The sequence below is a fragment of the Arthrobacter sp. 'calajunan' genome, from assembly GCF_046940185.1.
In the GTDB taxonomy this organism is placed as follows: domain Bacteria; phylum Actinomycetota; class Actinomycetes; order Actinomycetales; family Micrococcaceae; genus Glutamicibacter; species Glutamicibacter soli.
Genome location: NZ_JBKZDY010000004.1, coordinates 164,232 through 185,179, shown reverse-complemented (window position 1 = coordinate 185,179; position 20,948 = coordinate 164,232). Strand labels below are relative to the sequence as shown.

The following is a 20,948-nucleotide window of genomic DNA, read 5'->3' as shown; positions in this document are numbered from 1 at the left end:
GCTATGCAACCTGCATAGCGTAAATTGGTCAACACCCCATTTTACTGGTCAGTCTGCACAGTTCCCGAACCAGCTTTCGCACAGGCTTCTACCAGGGGAAGGGTGCGTCCCTGGAAATGCTCGTGCAGGGCGAAGGACGAGGAGGTGCGGGCAACCCCGGGCACGGTGTTGATCCGGTTGAAGATGTCCTGCAGGTCCTCGGGAGTCCTGGCCACTACGCGCAGCTGCAGATCCGAGGTGCCGGTGACGGTGTACATGTCCACGATCTCCGGGATCGCTTCCTCCAAGGCGGTGGCCACCGGATCGTGCCCGTACTTCTGGATGATCTCCACCGAGCAGAAGGCCACCAGCGTGTAGCCGAATCCCGCAGGCTCGATGCGCGGCACGATGCCGCGGATCACCCCCGCCTCGTGGAGCCGCGCCAGCCGGCTGCTGACGGTGCCGCGGGCCACCCCGAGGCGGCGGGCGCATTCCATGACCGGCAGCATGGGGGAGTCGGTGAGCAGCTCAATCAGGTCTGCATCCAGTTGGTCGATGCGCATTCGGTCCTCACTTCGTCTTCGGCTGCATAGGCTGCGGAGCGATCCCGCAGATTCAAGGCTAGCGCGGCGCGCCGCCTGCCCGGGGTCCCGGGACAGCCTCGCGGCTATGGGGCATCTCACAAGATATTCTGGCCTTTTCAGACCCCCGGGGAAAGGTGCATCATGGCGCGCAGGCAGGTTTTGGAATCGGTCGACGGACTGGCGGTGCTGGTCACCGGAGCGGCCCAGGGCATGGGGGAGCTGTTCGCACGCCGGGCCTGCGTCGACAAGGCGGCGCGGGTGGTCCTCTGGGACCTCAACGAGCTGCTGCTGGAACAGGCCGCCGATGCCCTGCGCGCGGCATTCCCGCAGACCGCCATCGAGACCCGGGTGGTGGACCTGGCCGACCCCGCGCAGATCGCCGAGGGCGCAGCGCAGGCGCTGGCGGCCGGCGGCATCGACATCCTGGTCAACAACGCCGGGGTGGTGACCGGCAAGCCCTTCGCCCAGCACAGCACCGGGCAGATCCACTCCGCCATGGCGGTCAATGCGCTGGCGCCGATGTACCTGACCCATGCGCTGCTGCCGCAGCTGGGAGTGCGGCGGCCGGGCCGCATCCTGACCATCGCCTCGGCCGCGGCGCTGGTATCGAACCCGAACATGAGTGTGTACGCGGCGTCCAAGGCCGCTGCCGCCAGCTTCAGCGACTCGCTGCGCCTCGAGCTCGAGCGGGAGCCGGGAAGAAACCTGGCGGTGACCACCTTCTGCCCGACCTACGTGGATACCGGAATGTTCGCCGGGGCCCGGCGTATGCTCTTCACCCCGATGCTACAGAAGCAGCAGGTGGCGGACCGCGCGTGGGATGCGATGCTGCGTGCCACCCCCATGGTGCTGCTGCCGTGGACCAGCAAGCTGGGGCCGGCGCTGCGCGGGGTGCTGCCGCGGGCGGCCTGGGATTTGCTGGCCGAAAAGGTGCTGGGCATCTACCACTCCATGGACGAATTTTCCGGACGGGCCCCGGCTGCTGACCGGTCGGCGCAAGCCCCGGGCAACAGCGCGGTGTAGGGCTGGCAAACCCGAACTGGGAATCGGTCTCGAAGTATTCCGCGCGCGCTGCGCAGCAGGTAGCATCAGGTGCGCGGACGGCATCCGCCGCGGCCGCGCGACCTGGCCATACCCCGGCATGCCGGTGGGCAGATCGGCATCGCAAGAGCGCACATTCGTGAGGACCAGTCATGCAGAAGCTCAGAGTCAATTTGTGGATGAACGGCACCGGCGAGGAAGCCGGAAACTTCTATGCCGATGCCCTGCCCGGGAGCTCCATGGAGGTGGAATCGCGCTACCCCACCGAGGGCCTGCTGGACTTCCAGCAGCCGCTGGCAGGCCAAGCCCTGACGGTTGCGGTGTACGTGCGCGGCCAGCGGATCACCCTGGTCAATGCCGGCCCCGATTTCACCCCCAACCCCTCGATCTCGCTGATGCTGAATTTCGACCCGGCGGACTACGAGGGCAGCGTCGACGCGGCCCGGGCCGACCTGGACGCCACTTGGGCCAAGCTGTCGGCCGGCGGGCAGGTGCTGATGGAGCTGGGCGAATACCCCTACAGCCCCCGCTACGGCTGGGTGCAGGACAAGTACAACGTGTCCTGGCAGCTGATCCTGAGCGGCCCAGAGGGTGATCCGCGTCCCTTCGTGATGCCCAGCCTGCTCTTCGGCGGAGCGGCCCAGAACCGCGCGGCGGAAGCGGTGGCCCACTACAAGGAAGTGTTCGGCGCCCGCGAGGGCATGTTCGTCACCTATCCCGAGCCCACCGGGCCGGCGGCCGCCGGATCGGTGATGTTCTCCGACTTCGCGTTGGACGACGACTGGGTGACCGCCATGGACTCCGGTGTCGAACAGGACTTCTCCTTCACTCCCGGCGTCTCGCTGGAGTGGCCCTGCGACGGGCAGGAGGAGCTGGACCGGGTGTGGGATGCCATGAGCGCGGTGCCCGAAGCGGAGCAGTGCGGCTGGCTCGCGGACAAGTTCGGGGTCAGCTGGCAAATTGTTCCCGCCAACTTGGGTGAGCTCATGTCCAGGCCAAATGCCTTTGAGCACATGATGGGCATGAAGAAGCTGGTGATCGACGAGTTCTAGGGGATCGGGCGCGTACAGTGGGGTGGCAGTACCATTCACGCCGCACGTCAGGAGCACCATGCCAGCGCCCAAGATCCGTCCGTTCATCCTGCCCGAGCTGGCCCAGGGCTACGCGGGGGATCTAGACGCCGGAGGCTACCTCGACCAGCTGCGCTTTGCCGGGCTGGACGGGGAGATCGCGGCCGACGACGTGCGGTTCGAGCAGTGCGAATTCTCCGGACTGAACGCCGACCGCTTCTCGCTGTGCAATGCCCGGGTGTTGCAGAGCGAGCTGAACCAGGTCTCCGCTCCGGTGCTAGCCGCCGCCGCCGTGCGCCTGGACGAGGTGCGCATCTCGCACAGCCGCTTTGGCTCGGCCGACCTGGCCGAGTCCAGCGTCGACTCGCTGCTGGTGGAGAACTGTAAGTTCGGTTGGCTGAACCTGCGCGGCGCCACGCTGCGCGATGTGGAGTTCCGCGATTGCCAGTTCGACGAACTGGATTTGGGCACCCTGCAACGGGTGCGCTTCACCAGTTCGCGGACCAAGGTGCTGGCGGCCCATCAGGCGAAGCTGAGTTCGGTGGACCTGACGGGCCTTGAATTCGATATGGTCGACGGGGTGACCGGGCTGCGCGGCGCGCAGGTCACGCAGCTGCAGCTCATGTCGCTGGCGCCGCAGCTGGCCGACCATCTGGGTATCAAGATCGCAGGCTGATCTGCGGGTGGCGCTGGGCCAACTGGCCCGCGGTCTGCAACAGCAGCTCGCGCATCGCGATGGCCGCCGCCCCGGGAGGGGTGTCGCGGCGATGCGCCAGCCCGATGGTGCGTTCAAGGTTCGGCTGGGCAAGATCCGTGTCCTTGCGCGGAGTGCTGCGCAGCGCCCTGCCGTGCAGCTGGCTCCGTCCGACCAAGGCCGTGGCCGGCACGATGGCCACGCCCAGTCCGACCTGGACGAAGCGCAGCACTGCGTCCATTTCACCGCCGTCAATGACCACGTTGGGGCTCAGCCCCAACGTACGGTAGGCGCTCTGCGTCGCCGCCCGCAGGTCGTAGCTGGGGGAGAAGGCGATCTGCGGCACCATTGCCAGGTCCCGCAAGTCCACCGGACCCTGGCCCAATCGAGGATGCTGCATCGAATCGGCCACCACCAGCTGCTCCACCAGCACTTCGGTGTGCGCCAGGCTTGGCTCGGTCACCGCGTGCTCGCTGGTGACGATCAGCGCCAAGTCGAGCTGGCCGCCGGTGAGCTGCTCCAGCAGCGTCCGGGAACCTGCCTCGGAGATCTGCAACTCGATGCCGGGATACGTCGCGCGATAGGTTTCCAGCACCTCGGCCACCAGCGACACGCATAGCGTCGGCGGCGCGCCCAAGCGCACCCGGCCGCGGCGCAATCCGGCCAGTTCGGCCATCTCCACGCGAATCGACTCCGCATCTGCAAGCATCCGGGTAGCCAGCGGAAGCAGAGCGCGCCCCGCGGCGGTCAGCGTGAGGTTGCCGCGCGTGCGGTTGACCAGCGTGGTGCCCAGATCGTGCTCCAGCGTGGAGATCTGCCGGCTCAGCGACGGCTGGGAGAGGTGCAGGGCCTCGGCCGCGCGTGTGAAGTGCCCCACGCGGGCAATGGTGGCGAACCCTCGAAGTTGCTCTAGATTCATGATGCATAGCTTACTGCTATGGAAATCATGAAGATAATTCATTGGACGTATCGTGGACCCGGGCAGATGCTGGAAAACATGAAACCAGAACAGCAGATATCCACGTCAGTCCTCGTCATCGGCACCGGAGGATCCGGCCTGCGCGCCGCGATCGAATTGGCCGAGCAGGGCGTCGACGTGTTGGCGGTGGGCAAGCGCCCGCGCCACGACGCGCACACCTCCCTGGCCGCCGGCGGCATCAATGCGGCGCTGGGCACTATGGACGAGGAAGACAGCTGGCAGCAGCACGCGGCCGACACCATCAAGGAAAGCTACTTCCTGGCCGACCCGCGCACCGTGCAGGTGGTCGCCCAGGGCGCCGCCCGCGGCATCGAGGACCTTGAACGCTATGGGATGAACTTCGCCCGCGAGGTGGACGGCCGCATCTCGCAGCGCTTCTTCGGCGCCCACACCTTCCGCCGTACCGCCTTCGCCGGGGACTACACCGGCCTGGAGATCCAGCGTACGCTGATCAAGCGGGCCGAGCAGCTGCAGGTGCCGATCCTCGACACCGTGTACATCACCGAGCTGCTCACCGCCGAAGGGCAGATCTTCGGCGCCTACGGCTTCGACGTGAACCACGGCACCGGCTATCTCATTCACGCCGATGCGGTGATCCTGGCCGCTGGCGGGCACAACCGCATCTGGCGCCGCAGCAGCTCGCGCCGCGACGAGAACACCGGCGACTCGTTCCGCCTGGCCGTCCAGGCCGGCGCCCGGCTGCGCGACCCCGAGCTGGTGCAGTTCCACCCCTCGGGCATCATCGAACCGGAAAGCGACGCCGGAACCCTGGTCTCCGAAGCCGCGCGCGGCGAAGGCGGCATCCTGACCAATGCGCTGGGCGAACGCTTCATGGCCCGCTACGACGCCAAGCGCATGGAGCTGTCCACCCGCGACAGGGTCGCGCTGGCCGCCTACACCGAGATCCGCGAGGGACGCGGCACCGAGAACGGCGGGGTGTGGCTGGACGTCTCGCACCTTGACCGTGAGGTCATCATGAAGCGCCTGCCGCGGGTCTACCAGACCATGATGGAACTGCAGATGCTGGACATCACCCAGCAGAAGATGGAGATCGCACCGACCGCGCACTACTCCATGGGCGGGGTCTGGGTGGACCCGCTGACCCATGCCACCGAAGTTCCCGGACTCTACGCCATCGGCGAGGCCTCCTCCGGGCTGCACGGGGCCAACCGGCTGGGCGGCAACTCGCTGATCGAGCTGCTGGTCTTCGGGCGCATCGTGGGCCAGCACGCGGCGCAGTACTCCGCGTCGCTGGCTTCCCAGCCGCGCTCGGCCCAGGCCATCGCCGCCGCCCGCGCCCACATCGCAGAGCTGCTCGGATCCCGCGGACAGGAAAACGTGCGCAACTTGCAGCGCGCCATCCGCGACCTGATGACCGAGCACGCCGGGGTGGTGCGCGACGAGGCCGGGCTGCTGGAAGGCCTGGCGAAGCTTCAGGCCATCGAGCAGCGCATGGCCAACGTGGGAATCCACCCGGACATCGCCGGCTACCAGGACCTGGCCCACGCCTTCGACCTGCAGTCCTCGGCGCTGGCCGCCCGCGCCACGCTGGAAGCGGCGCTGGAACGCCGCGAAACCCGAGGCTGCCACAACCGCAGCGACTACCCGGCCATGGACCCGGCGCTGCAGGTGAACCTGGTTTGGTCGCCGAGCACCGGGATCACCCGCGAACCGATTCCCGAAGTTCCGGCGCAGATCGCGGAACTGATCACCGAGGTGTCCCAGGAAGGCAAACTCGTGGAGTAACGATTCGGCGCGGACTTGCCACCCGGGCATCGGTATCTGAAACTGTGGTTAGCGGCAGGACGCGGGTCCCGATGCCCGGATCCGCATCCGGGTGCGCCGCGTGCGAGTGGAGGAACCCATGGTCCATGTCGGGCTGGTTTTTGTAGGCCTCATCCTGTTTGTCAACGGGCTGGTTTCACTGGGCCGGATTCCGGCGCGGTCGGCCGCTGTGCTGAACCTGCTGGTCGGTGGGGTGCAGATCCTGCTGCCCACGCTGATCATGGTGCAGGCCGAGGGCGATCACGTGCTGATCAACGATACGTGGCCCAGCTACTTGTTCGGCATGACCTACCTGCTGGTAGGGCTGAATACGCTCTTGGGCTTCGATGCAACAGCCTTCGGCTGGTTCAGCAGCTTCGTGGCGGGCATTGCCATCTACAAGGCGCTCATGTCCCTGGACTTCGACCCGGTTTTCGCGGTCATTTGGCTTGCCTGGGCGATCATGTGGCTGTGCCTGTTCCTGCAGCACGCGCTGGGCGTGAGCAGGCTGGGGCGCATCGACCTGCAACGTTTCGCCGGATGGCTGCTGGTTAGCGCCGGCATCCCGTCGAGTACGGTGCCGGCGCTGTTCGCGCAAAACGGGTTGTGGAGTACCAGCGGCGCCGCGGGCCTCGGTGCGCTCCTCGCCCTGGCCGCGGCCCTGTGCTTCAGCGCGTGGCAGGGGAGCAGGATGCCCAAGCCCGCGGCCAGCACCGGGCACCTCGCCGCGTAGCATCCACTGTCGGGTTTAGCGTTCGCGCTGCACCCGGGTCTCGTCCCACACCGGGGTGTCGGATTCGTAGACCTTGCCGTCCGAGCCGAAGACCAGAAAGCGGTCGAAGCCGCGGGCGAACCAGCGGTCGTGGGTGACTGCCAGCACCGTGCCCTCGAACGCGTCGATGGCGCGCTCCAGCGCCTCGCCCGAATGCAGGTCGAGGTTGTCGGTGGGCTCGTCAAGCAGCAGCAGGGTTGCGCCGGAGAGCTGCAGCAGCAGGATCTGGAAGCGCGCCTGCTGCCCGCCGGAGAGCGAATCGAACTTCTGCTCCGACTGGCCTGCCAGCCCGTAGCTGTCCAGCGCGCCGGCGGCCGCCTCGCGCGGCAGGCCGGAGCGGTGCTCGTCGCCGCGGTGCAGGATGTCCAGCAGGGTGCGGCCGAACAGATCCGGGCGCGAGTGCGTCTGGGCGAAGTAGCCCGGACGGATGCGCGCGCCGAGTTTCACCGTGCCGGCATGCTGCACCGGCTCGATCACCACGTCGGACACCGGCAGGTGCTCGCGCTCCGGATCCGTGCCGCCGGAGGCCAGCAGGCGCAGGAAGTGCGACTTGCCCGAGCCGTTGGAGCCGAGCACGCCCACGCGGTCCCCGAACCAGATCTCCGCGTCGAAGGGCTTCATCAGGTTGGTCAGTTCAAGCTTTTCGGCGACCACCGCGCGCTTGGCGGTGCGCCCGCCCTTCAGGCGCATGTTCACGTTCTGCTCCAGCGGGATGGCCTGCGGCGGGCCGGCCTCCAGGAACTTTTCCAGCCGGGTGGTCGCGGCCTGGTAGCGGTTGGCCATGTCGGAGCGGAACGCTGCCTTGGTCTTGTACATGTTCACCAGCTCTTTGAGCTTGGCGTGCTCCTCGTCCCAGCGCTTGCGCAGCTCCTCGAAGCGTTCGTTGCGCTCCTTGCGGGCTTGAACGTAGGAGCCGAATGCGCCGCCGTGCACCCAGGCGGTGGCGCCGCCGTGGCCCGGTTCCAGAGTCACGATGCGGGTAGCGGCATTGTTCAGCAGCTCGCGGTCGTGGCTGATGAACAGCACGGTCTTGTTGGAGCGGGACATGGTGTCCTCGAGCCAGCGCTTGCCCGGCACGTCCAGGTAGTTGTCCGGCTCGTCGAGCAGCAGCAGTTCGTCGTTGCCCTCGAAGAGCGCTTCGAGGACCAGGCGCTTCTGCTCGCCGCCGGAGAGCGTGCGGGCCAGCCGGTCGCCGGCCTTGTCGAACCCGATGCCCAGGGCCGCCATGCAGACCTTGTCCCAGGTGGTTTCCAGTTCGTAGCCGCCGGCGTCGCCCCATTCGATGATCGCTTCGGCGTAGCGCATATGGACTTTCTCGTCCTCGCTGGTGAGCATCTTCGCCTCGTACTCGGCGACCTTTGCGGCGGCCTGGGCCAGGGCCGGGGCGGCGGTGGACAGCAGCAGGTCCTTCACCGTGGACTCGTCGCGCACCTGCCCGACGAACTGGCGCATGATGCCCAGGGTGCCGGTGCGGTTGATGGAGCCTTCGTCGGCTTTCAGGTCGCCCGCGATGATCTTGAACAGGGTTGTCTTGCCGGTGCCGTTGGGTCCGATCAGCGCGGTCTTGGAGCCGGCGGTGACCTTGAAGGTCACCCCGCCCAGCAGCTGGGTGCCGTCGGAAAGGAAATACTGGATGTCTGTCACGTCAATATGAGCCACCTGGCAATCCTATCGGGCTTTGGCCGGTTCGTTCCGTCGCCGGCGCGTGCGTTCGGCTACGGTGGTGCCATGCAGATCGAGTTGGAAATCCACGGGGCGCTTCACGCCTGCTGCCACCCGGGCTTCGAGGTGGGCCAGCAGGTGCAGTGGGAGATCGCCCGGCTGCGCCATCCGGATGGCACCGTGGTCTACGAACTGAACGACCATGACGTGCTCAGTGATTCCGGCGTGCCGGTCGCGGCGGTTCACGGCACGGTGAAGGAGATCCACTACATCGACCGCCGCTACGAGCCGGCCATCGGCGATCCGGTCCAGCTGCTGCCGACCGGGGAGCCTGCCCGGATCACCCCGACCACCAGCGTTCCGGCGGGCACTGACTTCGACCACGACCTGATCCATGTCACCCTGAAGCTGCAGGACCCCGGGCAGCTGCCGGAGATCTGCGACTGGGATCCGCAATTGGAATGCCCAGCGGAGCCGGGAGCGCGCGAAGGCGTCGCCCGTGCGCAATTCGAGCTCAGTGACGCAGCCGTCCAATTGCGTGAACTCGCGGAGGAACTGGCCCAGCGCTACGGCCACCTGGCCGACGCGCGGATCGACGCCACGGGTCTGGCCTCGTTGCTGCCCCGGGCCCGGGGAGCCGCCGAAGTGCACTGGCGACTGGATTTCACCGACGTCCCGGCACAGCTGGTGATGGAGATTGCAGGTGTCGAATTCACCTTCCTGCCGGATACAGCGTCCATCAGGCAGGTGGAGCGGATCGTGGAGGCGGTCTCCGCCGGACGGCTCCGCGAGGAGCAGCGGGCAAAGGGCGCCTCCCTGGTCCTTGAAATGAGCATCGAACTGGCCGACGGCACCACGATCACCCAGCGGGACACGGTGCAGGGTATTGCTGGGCAGGATTCCTTTTCGATCATCGGTCCCCTCGGAGACCGGTTGGCTCGAACCGGCGCATTCAAGGCCTGGGCTTAGCGGCTGCCTGTCTGCTGGAGTGTGGGCCCATCGAAAATGACGACGAGTGGACTACTACGCGTCGCCCGGTGTTCACCTGCCGGTCGGAAAGGATTGCGACTCTTGGGAGGCCATCTTGAGCAAACACCAAGCTATTTTTTGGGGGGACTACCCACGTGAATCGAACCGCAAAGAGGTCAGCAGGCATTATTGCCGCGCTGGCATTGGGGGCCGGCGGTCTGGCGCCGCTGACACTGTCCGCAGCCGCCAGCGCGGACACCGGAAGCTATTTTGAACGCACCGCCACCTACCCAGTTTACCAGAACCACCCCGAGGGGGCCGCGGCTGAGACCGCCGCGGAAATCTCCACTGTCTCAGCCGACGGACAGACGCTGATCTATACCGATGCCTTGTCCCGCATGATCGGCTTCGTCGACATCTCGGACGCCTCGAATCCAGCGGGCTTGGGAACCCTGCCGCTGCACCAGCTGGGTAGCGCCGAGGACGAGCCGACCAGCGTCGCCGCCTACGGCGAGTATGTGTTCGTGGTCGTCAAGACCTCCAAGAGCTACATCGACCCGTCGGGCCGCGTGGACGTGGTGCACATCGCGGATCGCAAACTGGTGCACAGCATCGAGCTGTCCGGGCAGCCCGACTCCATCGCCCTGTCCGCCGACAGATCCTACGCGGCGATCGCCATCGAGAATGAACGCGATGAAGATGCCGGGGACGGTGGACTGCCGCAGACTCCGGCCGGTTCGGTGGCCATCCTCGATCTGCTGGGCGGCGCCCCGGACGAATGGACGCTTCGCGAAGTGCCGCTGGCCGGCGGCACCCGTGAAAAGCCGGTAGCCCTCGACCAGCTTGCCCAGGCCGGACTTGATACCCCGCAAGATCCGGAACCCGAATATGTCACTATCAATGACCGCAACCAGGTGGCGGTAACCCTCCAGGAAAACAATGGCATTGTCCTCATCGACCTGCCGAGCGGAAAGATTACCAAGGCGTTCAGCGCCGGATCCGTGGATCTGGCCGGCATCGACACGCAAGACGACGGAAAACTCGACCCCAGCGGTTCGCTTCAGGGAGTTCCCCGCGAACCGGATGCCATCGGATGGATCCAGGACCGCTACCTTGCGACCGCCAATGAGGGGGATTGGAAGGGTGGCAGCCGCGGCTTCACCATTTTCGATTCCCTCACCGGCGAACCGGTGTGGGACGCCGGAAACCGTTTTGAGCGCCTTGCGCTGTCCCAGGGGTTGTTCCCCGAAGGCCGCGCAGGCAAGAAGGGCACCGAGCCCGAAGGCCTGGCCGTGCATGAGTACCGGGGTGTCGAGTACGCCTTCGTCGCCTCCGAACGCGGAAATTTCGTGGCGGTCTACGACCTGAGCGACCCGCGCGAGCCGAAATACCTACAGACGCTGCCCACCACCAATGGTCCCGAAGGGATCCTTCCGATCCCGGGGCGCGACCTGCTCGCCGTCTCCTCGGAAACCGACGAGGCCGACGAGGGTGTGCGTTCGGCGCTGACCCTGTTCAGTTTCGGTGCCGCCACGCCGCAGTTCCCGCAGCTGTCTTCCGATCCGTCCGCTCCAGTGCCCTTCGGAGCGCTCAGCGGGCTGAGCGCCGACCCGGAGGCTGCGCACCAGATTTTCGCGGTCAGTGACAATGCCTACGAACCGCTGATCTACACCATCGATGCCGGCCAGGGGCTGGTCACGGACTCCCTGCCGGTGACCGAGGACGGCGCCCCGGCGAAATTGGACCTGGAAGGCATCTCCGCCCGTGCAGGGGGCGGCTTCTGGGCGGCCAGCGAGGGAGCCGAGGGCGCGGGCAACACGCTGGTGCGCATCGATGCCGACGGCGCGGTCGCCGAGCGGGTGCAGCTGCCGCAGGACATTGTCGGGACGTTGAAGGGCCAGGGGCTGGAAGGAGTTGCGGCCTTCGGCGCGGGGGAGGAAGAAGAAGTGGTCTTCGCCCTGCAGCGCGAGGTGGGGGGCGAGGACTTCGTCCGCATCGGGCGCTACCTCCCAGCCAGCGGCGAATTCTCCTGGTATGGCTACCAGCTGGAGGATGCCGGGGACGACGGGAGCTGGAACGGTCTCTCGGAGATCACCCGGCTCTCGGACGGCAGTTTTGCGGTGATCGAGCGCGACAAGCGCATCGGCGAGAACGCCAAGCTGAAGGCCGTGTACCAGTTCGCCCTGCCCGATGCCTCGGCCAGCGCGCCGAACGACACGGTTCCCCTGCTGGAGAAGAAGCTGGCGGTGGACGTCCTGCCGGTGCTGGAGCGGACCAACGGCCGGACCCAGGAAAAGCTTGAAGGCCTCGCTGTCGCCGGCAACGGCCAGGTCTACGTGGTGACGGATAACGACGCGGTGAAGGATGCCAGCGGAGAAACCGTCTTCGCCAGCCTCGGGGCCGAGGCCGAAGCCTTCGCCCTGGCGCCTGCGGCGAGTACCGCTCCGACCGAATCTGCGGCGCCCACTGCATCCTCGACTCCCACCGATTCGGCTGCACCGAGCACCTCGCCGTCGAGCACTCCGTCCACCAGCGAGGGCAAGGGTGACGGCTCAGCGGGCGCGCCGGACGGCGCCGAGTCCGCGGCGCCGGACGCCGGGGAAACCTCGGCCGCGGAACCAGCCACGGATGACCTGGCGCAGACAGGGGTGGGCAGCCTGTGGTTCCTGCCCCTGGGCTTGGTCCTGGCTGGGGTTGGCGTGGCCGCGGCCCTGAAGGCACGCGGCAATGCACGCGGGCACTGACAACCGAGAATAGCGGGGACCGCGGTGGCTGCCGACAGCCGCCGCGGTCCCCGCTTCATGCGTGGCATGCTTCTATACTGGCATAATGCAGATCACCGTAATGCTTGATCCCGCCGAGCAGGCCTGCTGCGGCGGGATGCTGAGCCTCGGCCAGCACGTCGAGTGGGTGCTTGCCTACGCTACGCGCGGCGACCAGCCCTACTACATGCGTGATACGCACGAGCAGTTCTCCTACCACGGTGCGAAGACCAGCATGGTTTCCGGTTCGGTGTCGGCGATCCGCGAGCTGGCCATCCACCCATCGCGGGCGGATGGCACGCCAGTGCGCCGCATCTGGCGTTCGCTGTCCACGCTGCCCGATGGGGTGGACTATGACAGCGACGGCATCGAAGTTGATCTGCAGGTCGATCAGAGTCAGCAGCTGCCCGAACTGTTCAGCTGGCCACGCCGCTAGTTGTACTTGTAGAAGCCCTCGCCGGTCGCCGCGCCCAGCTTGCCCTTTTCGATGTACTCGCTCTTGAGCAGGGCGGCGAACTTCTTGCTTGTCTCGTCACCCATGCTGGAAATATTGTAGGCGGTGTTCAGCCCCACGATGTCGTAGATCTCGAAGGGTCCCTTCGGGGCGCCGGTGCCCAGCTTCCACGTCTTGTCGATGGTCGGAGCGTCGGCCACGCCGTTGACCAGCAGGTGGCTTGCGGCTTGGAGGAACGGGACCAGCAGGGAGTTGAGCAGGTAGCCCGGCTGCTCCTTGAGGACGCGAATCGCCACCAGTCCGGTACGTTCGGCGAAGTCGACCACGGCCTCATAGGCTTCGCTGCCGGTGAGCGCGGTGCCCATGATTTCGCCGGTGTTGTTCTGCCAGACGTGGTTGGCGTAGTGCAGGGCCAGGAACTTCTCCGGGCGCCCGGTGTGCGGTGCGATGGCCGACGGGAGCAGGGTGGAGGAGTTGGTGGCGAACACGGTGCGCTCCGGCGCCACGGCAGCCAGGGCCTCGTAGGTGCCCTGTTTGATATCAAGGGATTCCGGGACGGCCTCGATGACGAAGTCTGCGTCCTTGACCGCATCGGCCAGGTCCATTGACAGTCGGATGGAATCGCGCGCTGCCTGGGCCTTGGAGCGGTCTCCTGCGTCGAAGTAGTCCGCGTAGGTCTGCACCAGTGAATCCAGGCGGTGGTTGGCCGCCTCCAGTGCCTGTTCGGTGATGTCGTATCCCACGACGGGCAGGCCGTGATAGGCGGTCTGGAAGATGATCTGCGCGCCCAGCACGCCGGTGCCCAGGACTGTGGTGTTGGTGAGGATCATGGGATTGCCCCGATTCCGCCGGCAGGAGCTGGCAATGGTTTTCGGCGCAACGGCCGCCGTGCCGCCAACCAGTAAGTTACCGATTGGTAACTTCATTGTGCGGCACCCGGTGGCCTGCTGCAACGTTCTGTGAGGCGAAGAACGAGCTGCTGGGGCCCAGACCACATGGCAGGCATGCAAAAGGGCATCCGGGTATGCCCCGGATGCCCTTCGGATCTCAAGCCTTAGGCGGTCTTCTTTTTCAGGACCACTGCGGCCACCGCGGCAACGATCAGGGAAATGATCAGGAAGTTGCGGCCCTTGTGGCTCTGCTTCGGGGCCAGCGACTTCTGCGCGCTCTTCACCGCATTCTCCACCGAGGCGCGGGTGCGCTTGGCCGCCTTGGACTTGCCCGTCACGTTCTCCACCAGATTCGCCCCGGCGTGGCTGATCGCTTCGACGTTCACGCCGGAAATCGCGTTGTTCCAGGTTTCGCGCAACTCGTCCGGCAGCTCTTCCTTGGCGGACTTGGCGAGCTTGGCCAGCGACTTCTCTACTTCTTTGAAATTCTTGGCGGTCTTCGACATAACTTCCTCTCGGTTGGCCCGCGCCCGTGGATGGGACGCCGTGCGTTCACGTCTCCAGCCTAGCCAGCACCGATAACGCGCTCAAGCACCGTTGGTTGCGCTCAGTGCGAACTCCCAGAGACTTCACGGGCGCGGCTTACGCGGCGGGCTCGCCGTCCGCAGGCTCCTGGGGATCCCGCAGCCGACGCAGCCGGGTGCGCGCCGCGCTGGCAAGGCACAGCAGGAGCAACAGCGTGGCGACGCTCGCCACCCCGGCGAACAGGGGCGAGGAGGCCTGCCACGTGTAGCGGTCGATGGTGATCCAGAAAACGACCCACAGGGCCCCGGCATTCATGTAGAGCCCGATGGGTTTCTTGAAGGTCAGCGCGCACAGGGCAAGGCTGACCAGCAGCAGCACCAGGGCCGCGATTCCTTTGAACATCAGCCGGTTCGAATCCACTCCCAGGGCCGCCAGCCAAGCCGCCGCCTCGCCGAGCACGATGATGACCAGCCATCCGGTGAACAAGCCGAAGCTGGACCGGGTGATCCAGCGGTCCATGTTGTTGCGCAGCGTGGTGCGGTCGATCATCATGGCGATCCGGGTCAGCACCAGGAGCATGAGCAGCGCGAACAGCAGGCTGAAGCCCATCCGGTCGCGCTGCAGCAATTGCAGCCACAGGGCATTAAGCAGGACCAGCGCGAGTACCCAGGGGCGCAGCTTGCCGTGCAGGTCCGTGTGCCTGGCGGTGGGCATGCATTGCCACACTGCATAGATGCCCAGGCCCGCCATCAGGGCGAACCAGGGCAGCTGGGCCACCAGCGGAACCGCCATCACCGTGGCGTCGGCTTCCAGCCAGCCGCCGGCGATCTGGCCCAGATGCGAGCCGCGGATCGCTCCGGTGCCGAACACCGCCCAGTTCAAGGCCGCGAAAACGACCAGTGCGTAACAGATAGACACTAGTGGTGTCGCATTTTGACGGGCCTTGGCCATGGCATCCCTTATCCGATACTTCGTCTCGAGTCTGAAACTACCACGGCTGTGCGGAGATTGCCTGATGGCGCGACAGGTGGCGATAAGCTGGTTTGATGACGCAATCAACCCAGTGGGTCCGCGAGGCCATCTCCCTGCTTGACGCCGATGCAAACCGCAGCGCCGATACGCATCTGCACCGCTTCGAACTGCCCAAGCAATGGGGGATCGAGCTGTACCTGAAGGACGAATCGGTGCACCCCACTGGATCGCTCAAGCACCGTCTGGCGCGGTCGCTGATCCTCTACGGCCTGGTGAACGGCAAGATCCAGGAGGGCACCACGCTGGTGGAGGCCTCCAGCGGCTCCACCGCAGTCTCCGAAGCGTACTTCGCCCGCATGCTGGGACTTGAATTCATCGCCGTGGTCCCTAAGTCCACGAGCACCGAGAAGATCGAGCTCATCGAGTTCTACGGCGGGCGCTGCCACCTGGTGGACCAGGCCGGGCAGGTCGACGCGGCGGCCCGCGAGCTGGCCGCCGGCCCCGGCGGCTACTACCTGGACCAGTTCACCTTCGCCGAGCGGGCCACCGACTGGCGCGGCAACAACAACATCGCCGAATCGGTGTTCGCGCAGATGAGCGCCGAGCGCTACCCGATCCCGAGCTGGATCGTGGTGGGTGCCGGCACCGGCGGCACCAGCGCGACCTTCGGGCGCTTCGTGCGCTACAAGCGCCACGACACGAAGGTCGCCGTGGCGGACCCCGAAGGCTCCTCCTTCTACGAGGGCTGGCGCACCGGGAACATGGGCTACTCCACCGGCGTGGGCTCGCGGATCGAGGGCATCGGACGCCCGAGCGTCGAGCCGTCCTTCGTGCCCGGGGTCATCGACGAGATGATCCAGGTCCCCGACGCCGGCTCGCTGGCCGCCATGCGCCTGCTGCGGGCCAAGACCCGCTATTTCGCCGGCGGCTCCACCGGCACCAACCTCTACGCCGCATTCCAGATCATCGCCGGCATGCTCCAGCGCCGTGAGCGCGGCAGCATCGTCACGCTGATCTGCGACTCCGGCGAGCGCTACGCCAACACCTATTACAACGACGACTGGCTGGCAGACCAGGGCCTTGACCTGGCCCCGCACACCGCGGTGCTGGAGCGCTTCCTGGCCGAGGGGATCTGGGAGGACTAGGTCTCGCTGGGCCGGTGCGCGGGCATCAGCCCGGCGGTCTTCTTGCGCTGGTGCACAGAGAAGTAGGACAGCCCCTGCTCGCCGGCGACGAAGTGTCGCCGGGCCCTGGCCGGCAGGTAGATGATGTCCCCGGCACCCAGCTGCACGGTGGTTCCCTCGCCGTGCAGCAGGCCGGAGCCGGCGACCACGTGCAGCAGCACGTCCAGCTCCGGGCCCACGTGCTCGCCGATCTCGGCTCCCGGTGCCAGCGCGATCACGTTCGCGTCCAGGTCCCGCCGGCCCGGTTCAAGTTTCCACAGCGCCCCGTTGCGGCCGTCCGCCTGGGCGGCGAGCTCTGCGGTGTTGGCCATGCGGCGCGGGACCGGGGGCATGCTGGTCATCGGGAGCTCCTGTTCAGCGCCGGAATTCGGGCCGGTGCGCGGATGTCATCTGTGCACCCAGCATAACCGCGCACCGTGGACGCGGTCGTAGGATGGAATCATGAGTGAACACCCCTCCGCAGCAGCCCACGCCCAGACCCAGGCGGACTTCGCCGCGAACCTCGCCTCGGTGCGGGAGCGGATCGCCCGCGCGGAAGCATCCGCGGGCCGCGCGCCGGGCAGCGTGCGCCTGCTGCCGGTCACCAAGACCGTGCCCTCCGAGCGGCTGCGCCTGGCGATCGCCGCCGGGGTGGACTGGCTGGGGGAGAACAAGGTGCAGGAAGCGCTGCAGAAATCCGAGGAGCTGGCGGACCTGCCGCAGCTGAAGTACTCGGTGATCGGGCACCTGCAGACCAACAAGTCCAAGTACGTGGCGCGCTTCGCCCACGAGTTCCAGGCGCTGGACAACCTGCGCCAGGCCGAGGCGCTGCAGCGCCGCCTGGAGCTGGAGGACCGCACCCTGGACGTATTCGTGCAGGTGAACACCTCCGGCGAGGAATCCAAGTTCGGCATGCCGCCGGAAGCGGCGCCCGGCTTCGTCAAGCAGCTGCCGGCCTTCGACCGTCTGCACGTCAAGGGCCTGATGACCCTGGCGATCTTCTCCACCGACCAGGTGGCGGTGCGCCGCTGCTTCCAGAAGCTGCGGGCCGTGCGTGACACCGTGCGCGAGGCCGACGAGCGGATCGCGGAACTGTCCATGGGCATGAGCGGCGACTTCGAGCTGGCCATCGCCGAGGGCGCCACAGTGGTGCGCGTGGGGCAGGGCATCTTCGGGGCCCGCGCGCTGCCGGACTCGCACTACTGGCCCGGATTCGCCGGCTGAGCCCCGGCCGACACGCCTGTGACCTGAGAGGCAGCGGGGTATCTGCAAAAACACTTAGCCCGCAGGGCGCTGGCGCAGTAGGGTGAAAGTGACACCGTCACTGTTCCAAAGGAGCTGTCTTGCCTACCGTTGCCGAACACCTTATCGACCAGCTCGACGCCCAGGGGATCCGCCGGATCTACGGCATTCCCGGCGATTCGCTCAATGGCCTGACCGACGCGCTGCGGGTCAACGGCCGCATCGAATGGATCCACCACCGCCACGAGGAAGCCGCGGCGTTCGCCGCCGCGGCGGAGGCGGAAATCACCGGGGAGCTGGCCGTCTGCGCCGGATCCTGCGGGCCGGGCAACCTGCACCTGATCAACGGGCTGTACGACGCGCAGCGCTCACGGGTTCCGGTGCTGGCCATCGCCGCGCACATCCCCACCGAGGAAATCGGCTCCAACTACTTCCAGGAAACCCATCCCGTGGAAGTCTTCCGCGGCTGCTCGGTGTACGCCGAACAGGTCTCGGACCCCAAGCAGATGCCGCGCATGCTGCGCATCGCGATGCGCGAGGCCATCGAGAAACGCGGCGTGGCAGTGCTGGTGGTCTCCGGGGACGTGGCCCTGTCGAGCATGGAGCGCAGCGAAACCCACCAGATCGTGAAAACCAACCCGCGCATCCTGCCCGACGAGCAGGAGCTGGAGCGCGCCGCGGAGATCCTTGAATCCTCGCGCAGGGTCACCATCCTCGCCGGGGCCGGCACCGCCGGCGCCCACGACGAGGTCATCGCCCTGGCGGACAAGCTGGGCGCCCCGATCGTGCACGCGCTGCGCGGCAAGGAGCACATCGAATACGATAACCCCTTCGACGTGGGCATGACCGGCCTGCTCGGCTTCGCCTCGGGCGCCAAGGCCATCGCCGAATGCGAGGTGCTGCTGATGCTGGGCACCGACTTCCCGTACCAGCAGTTCTACCCGCAGCAGGCGACCATCATCCAGGTGGACATCCGCGGCGAGCAGATCGGCCGGCGCACCCGGGTGGATGTGCCCCTGGTGGGCACCGTGAAGGATACCGCCGCCGCGCTGGCGGCGCTGCTGCCGGTGCAGACGCACCGCAAGCACCTGGACACCGCGCTGGAGCACTACCGCAAGACCCGGACCAAGCTCGACGAGCTGGCCACCGGGTCCAAGCCGGGCACCGCGATCCATCCGCAGTACCTGGCCCGACTGATCGACCAGGCGGCCGACGAGGACACGATCTTCACCGCCGACGTGGGCTCCCCGGTGATTTGGGCGGCCCGCTACCTGTCCATGACCGGCAAGCGCCGGGTGCTGGGTTCCTTCAACCACGGCTCCATGGCCAACGCGCTGTGCCACGCGCTGGGCGCCCAGGCCATCGACCGCTCCCGCCAGGTGATCGCCTTCGCCGGCGACGGCGGGCTGGCCATGATGCTCGGCGAGCTGCTCACCGCCACGCAGAACAAGCTGCCGATCAAGGTGGTGGTCTTCAACAATTCCTCGCTGAACTTCGTGGAACTTGAAATGAAGGCCGCCGGATTCGTCACCTACGCCACCGACCTGCAGAATCCCGACTTCGGCGCGCTGGCCAACGCCGCCGGGCTGAAGGGCTACCGCGTGACAGACTCCTCCCAGTTGGAGGACACCATCAAGGACTTCCTGGCCCACGACGGACCGGCGGTGCTGGACGTGGTGACCGACCGCCAGGAGATGTCCATGCCGCCGTCGATCAAGCTGGAACAGGCCAAGGGTTTCGCGCTCTACGCGATCCGCACGGTCATGTCCGGGCGCGGCGACGAGCTGCTGGATCTGGCCAAGACCAACTGGCGGCAGATGTTCTAGGAATTAATTGCCTATGCTTAATGCCGGTGCCGTGAATGCGGCGCCGGCATTTTGCGTGTGAACTTCAGAAAGAGGCGTAGGCGCTTTGACTTCGCAACCTGCCGCGGCCCACGCGGCAACCACCGAGGACTTCTCCCACAATCTGGCTGCGGTGCGCGAGCGGATCGCCCGCGCGGCCCGCTCGGTGGGCCGGGACCCGGAAGCGGTGCGCCTGCTGCCGGTCACCAAGACCATCCCGGCCGAGCGGCTGCGCCTGGCCATTGCCGCCGGCGTGGACACGCTGGGGGAGAACAAGGTCCAGGAGGCGCAAGCCAAGCACGAGGAGTTCAAGCAGGACTACCCGCATCTGCGCTACTGCGTGATCGGTCCGCTGCAGCGCAACAAGGCGAAGTTCGTGGCGCAGTTCGCCGACGAGTTCCATGCCCTGGATTCGCTCCGGCTCGCCGAAACCCTGCAGAGCCGGCTGGAAGCCGAAGGCCGCCACCTGGATGTCTTCATCCAGGTGAACACCTCCGGGGAGGAATCGAAGTCCGGCATCGAAGCGGCAGAAGCCGCCGACCTGCTGGCAGCGCTGAAGCCGCTGGACCGCCTGAAGCCCGTCGGCCTGATGACCATGGCGGCGAATACCAGCAACGAGTCCTCCATCCGCGCCAGCTTCACCCTGCTGCGCGAGACGCTCGCCGAGCTGCAGGCCGCCGGAGCCCCGGAGGAATTCGCGCAGCTGTCCATGGGCATGAGCGGCGACTTCGAGATCGCCATCCAGGAAGGCGCCACGGTCGTCCGTGTGGGCCAGGGGATCTTCGGGGCCCGCCAGTACCCCGCCTAGGCATTCCTGGATGCTTGCAAGCCTGGCAGCGGCGGTGTGGGACGTCGTCGGTGTAGCGCGCCTTTGTATCCATTCCACGGGTGTGTCCACACCCTGCCTTGAACCGTCCTAAAGTGTCGGTTCCCGGCGGATACTACATGTAGGTACAGACACTTCAGCCATGGCACAAGTCGACGGAGGGGAAACACGCCGAGGAACTTCTCACACCAAGTATTTTTAACCCACAAGTTCGATATCCCAAGCTGTGGACAAACCAGGCTGTACCGCGAGAAATCGGGGTTTAATCAGGGGCCGGTATCCACAATTCCTGTGGACTCCCTTGTGGGGGAATCACATAGCTGTAATACATCATCTTGTGGCCGCTTGACCGGCCAGACACAAGATGTAGTATTGAATCCGATGGCGCGATAAACGCCGAAAACACCCCGAAGGTGAACTTTGGGGCATCCGAGAGGTTGGTCCGCACCGCCGTGAAAACGGTGAGAAGACGGACCGAAACTAGGACTTTTTAAAGGGGATCAGGGACTATGTCCATCACGGTTTACACGAAGCCTTCCTGCGTACAGTGCAACGCCACCTACCGCGCGTTGGACAAGAGGGGTGTCGAGTACAACAAGGTCGATATCTCTCAGGATGCTAACGCCTTGGAGCACGTGCGTGGCCTTGGATACATGCAGGCACCGGTTGTCGTGACCGACAACGATCACTGGTCGGGCTTCCGCCCGGACAAGATCGCTCTGCTGGCTCCGGCAAACTAACCAGATACCGAGCCCA

General features: G+C 66.3%; 20 protein-coding genes. 13 read left to right on the top strand and 7 right to left on the bottom strand.

Translation table 11 applies throughout. The annotated features are described in order from the left end of the window. Positions 1-41: 41 nt before the first annotated feature. Positions 42-542, bottom strand: coding sequence for an Lrp/AsnC family transcriptional regulator (locus tag RF641_RS08020; protein ID WP_047119261.1), 501 nt, complete (start codon positions 540-542; stop codon positions 42-44). A gap of 162 nt (positions 543-704) precedes the next feature. On the opposite strand from RF641_RS08020, the gene RF641_RS08015 reads away from it, so the two are divergent. From RF641_RS08015 to RF641_RS08005, 3 genes are all read left to right on the top strand, one after another. Continuing rightward, positions 705-1,586, top strand: a complete 882-nt coding sequence (locus tag RF641_RS08015) for an SDR family NAD(P)-dependent oxidoreductase (protein ID WP_424572937.1) — start codon at positions 705-707, stop codon at positions 1,584-1,586. Positions 1,587-1,756: 170 nt separating this feature from the next. Continuing rightward, on the top strand, positions 1,757-2,656 hold the full coding sequence (locus RF641_RS08010) for a VOC family protein (RefSeq protein ID WP_047119259.1): 900 nt from the start codon (positions 1,757-1,759) through the stop codon (positions 2,654-2,656). A gap of 58 nt (positions 2,657-2,714) precedes the next feature. After that, positions 2,715-3,350 (top strand): pentapeptide repeat-containing protein, encoded by a 636-nt coding sequence (locus RF641_RS08005; protein ID WP_052772384.1) that lies wholly within the window; start codon positions 2,715-2,717, stop codon positions 3,348-3,350. Here the strand turns inward: RF641_RS08005 and RF641_RS08000 are convergent. Beyond that, on the bottom strand, positions 3,334-4,287 hold the full coding sequence (locus RF641_RS08000) for a LysR family transcriptional regulator (RefSeq protein ID WP_424572936.1): 954 nt from the start codon (positions 4,285-4,287) through the stop codon (positions 3,334-3,336). The two genes, RF641_RS08005 and RF641_RS08000, sit on opposite strands and share 17 nt — an antisense overlap. Positions 4,288-4,365: 78 nt before the next feature. Here RF641_RS08000 and RF641_RS07995 point away from each other — a divergent pair, with 78 nt between their 5' ends. Then, complete coding sequence (locus RF641_RS07995; protein ID WP_053799415.1) at positions 4,366-6,093, top strand: L-aspartate oxidase; 1,728 nt, start codon at positions 4,366-4,368, stop codon at positions 6,091-6,093. Positions 6,094-6,211: 118 nt separating this feature from the next. Next, positions 6,212-6,844, top strand: coding sequence for an AmiS/UreI family transporter (locus RF641_RS07990; RefSeq protein ID WP_113606332.1), 633 nt, complete (start codon positions 6,212-6,214; stop codon positions 6,842-6,844). A gap of 15 nt (positions 6,845-6,859) precedes the next feature. Here the strand turns inward: RF641_RS07990 and RF641_RS07985 are convergent, their stop codons facing one another. Further along, positions 6,860-8,542, bottom strand: a complete 1,683-nt coding sequence (locus RF641_RS07985) for an ABC-F family ATP-binding cassette domain-containing protein (protein ID WP_047119256.1) — start codon at positions 8,540-8,542, stop codon at positions 6,860-6,862. A gap of 69 nt (positions 8,543-8,611) precedes the next feature. Here RF641_RS07985 and RF641_RS07980 point away from each other — a divergent pair, with 69 nt between their 5' ends. The 3 genes from RF641_RS07980 to RF641_RS07970 all read left to right on the top strand — a co-directional run bounded on the left by RF641_RS07980 (position 8,612) and on the right by RF641_RS07970 (position 12,712). Next, the gene (locus RF641_RS07980) at positions 8,612-9,514 is read left to right on the top strand and encodes a hypothetical protein (protein WP_424572935.1); all 903 of its coding nucleotides are present in this window, start codon (positions 8,612-8,614) and stop codon (positions 9,512-9,514) included. A 155-nt stretch (positions 9,515-9,669) separates the two neighbouring features. Then, the gene (locus RF641_RS07975; RefSeq protein WP_424572934.1) at positions 9,670-12,258 is read left to right on the top strand and encodes an esterase-like activity of phytase family protein; all 2,589 of its coding nucleotides are present in this window, start codon (positions 9,670-9,672) and stop codon (positions 12,256-12,258) included. Positions 12,259-12,343: 85 nt separating this feature from the next. Further along, positions 12,344-12,712: a DUF6578 domain-containing protein gene (locus RF641_RS07970; RefSeq protein ID WP_424572933.1), complete on the top strand. Its 369-nt coding sequence runs from the start codon at positions 12,344-12,346 to the stop codon at positions 12,710-12,712. On the opposite strand, the gene RF641_RS07965 is transcribed toward RF641_RS07970, so the two are convergent. From RF641_RS07965 to RF641_RS07955, 3 genes are all read right to left on the bottom strand, one after another. Then, the gene (locus RF641_RS07965) at positions 12,709-13,560 is read right to left on the bottom strand and encodes a 3-hydroxyacyl-CoA dehydrogenase (protein WP_053798220.1); all 852 of its coding nucleotides are present in this window, start codon (positions 13,558-13,560) and stop codon (positions 12,709-12,711) included. The genes RF641_RS07970 and RF641_RS07965 overlap by 4 nt on opposite strands. A gap of 224 nt (positions 13,561-13,784) precedes the next feature. Further along, positions 13,785-14,126: a hypothetical protein gene (locus tag RF641_RS07960; protein WP_047119251.1), complete on the bottom strand. Its 342-nt coding sequence runs from the start codon at positions 14,124-14,126 to the stop codon at positions 13,785-13,787. Between the two features lie 136 nt (positions 14,127-14,262). Beyond that, positions 14,263-15,063, bottom strand: a complete 801-nt coding sequence (locus RF641_RS07955) for a hypothetical protein (protein ID WP_424572932.1) — start codon at positions 15,061-15,063, stop codon at positions 14,263-14,265. A 128-nt stretch (positions 15,064-15,191) separates the two neighbouring features. Between RF641_RS07955 and RF641_RS07950 the strand changes: the two genes are divergently transcribed. Beyond that, positions 15,192-16,262 (top strand): PLP-dependent cysteine synthase family protein, encoded by a 1,071-nt coding sequence (locus RF641_RS07950; protein WP_047119249.1) that lies wholly within the window; start codon positions 15,192-15,194, stop codon positions 16,260-16,262. On the opposite strand, the gene RF641_RS07945 is transcribed toward RF641_RS07950, so the two are convergent. Further along, entirely contained in the window at positions 16,259-16,642 is a 384-nt protein-coding gene (locus RF641_RS07945) for a cupin domain-containing protein (RefSeq protein WP_237562246.1), read from the bottom strand. The genes RF641_RS07950 and RF641_RS07945 overlap by 4 nt on opposite strands. Before the next feature lie 100 nt (positions 16,643-16,742). On the opposite strand from RF641_RS07945, the gene RF641_RS07940 reads away from it, so the two are divergent. The 4 genes from RF641_RS07940 (at position 16,743) to nrdH (ending at position 20,932) form a co-directional block, all read left to right on the top strand. Then, a complete protein-coding gene (locus tag RF641_RS07940) occupies positions 16,743-17,504 on the top strand; it encodes a YggS family pyridoxal phosphate-dependent enzyme (protein WP_047119247.1) in 762 nt (253 codons plus the stop codon). A gap of 119 nt (positions 17,505-17,623) precedes the next feature. Beyond that, a complete protein-coding gene (poxB, locus tag RF641_RS07935; RefSeq protein WP_424572931.1) occupies positions 17,624-19,348 on the top strand; it encodes a ubiquinone-dependent pyruvate dehydrogenase in 1,725 nt (574 codons plus the stop codon). Between the two features lie 85 nt (positions 19,349-19,433). Next, on the top strand, positions 19,434-20,174 hold the full coding sequence (locus RF641_RS07930) for a YggS family pyridoxal phosphate-dependent enzyme (protein ID WP_424572930.1): 741 nt from the start codon (positions 19,434-19,436) through the stop codon (positions 20,172-20,174). Positions 20,175-20,701: 527 nt separating this feature from the next. Then, the gene (gene nrdH, locus RF641_RS07925) at positions 20,702-20,932 is read left to right on the top strand and encodes a glutaredoxin-like protein NrdH (protein ID WP_424572929.1); all 231 of its coding nucleotides are present in this window, start codon (positions 20,702-20,704) and stop codon (positions 20,930-20,932) included. Positions 20,933-20,948: the final 16 nt, after the last annotated feature.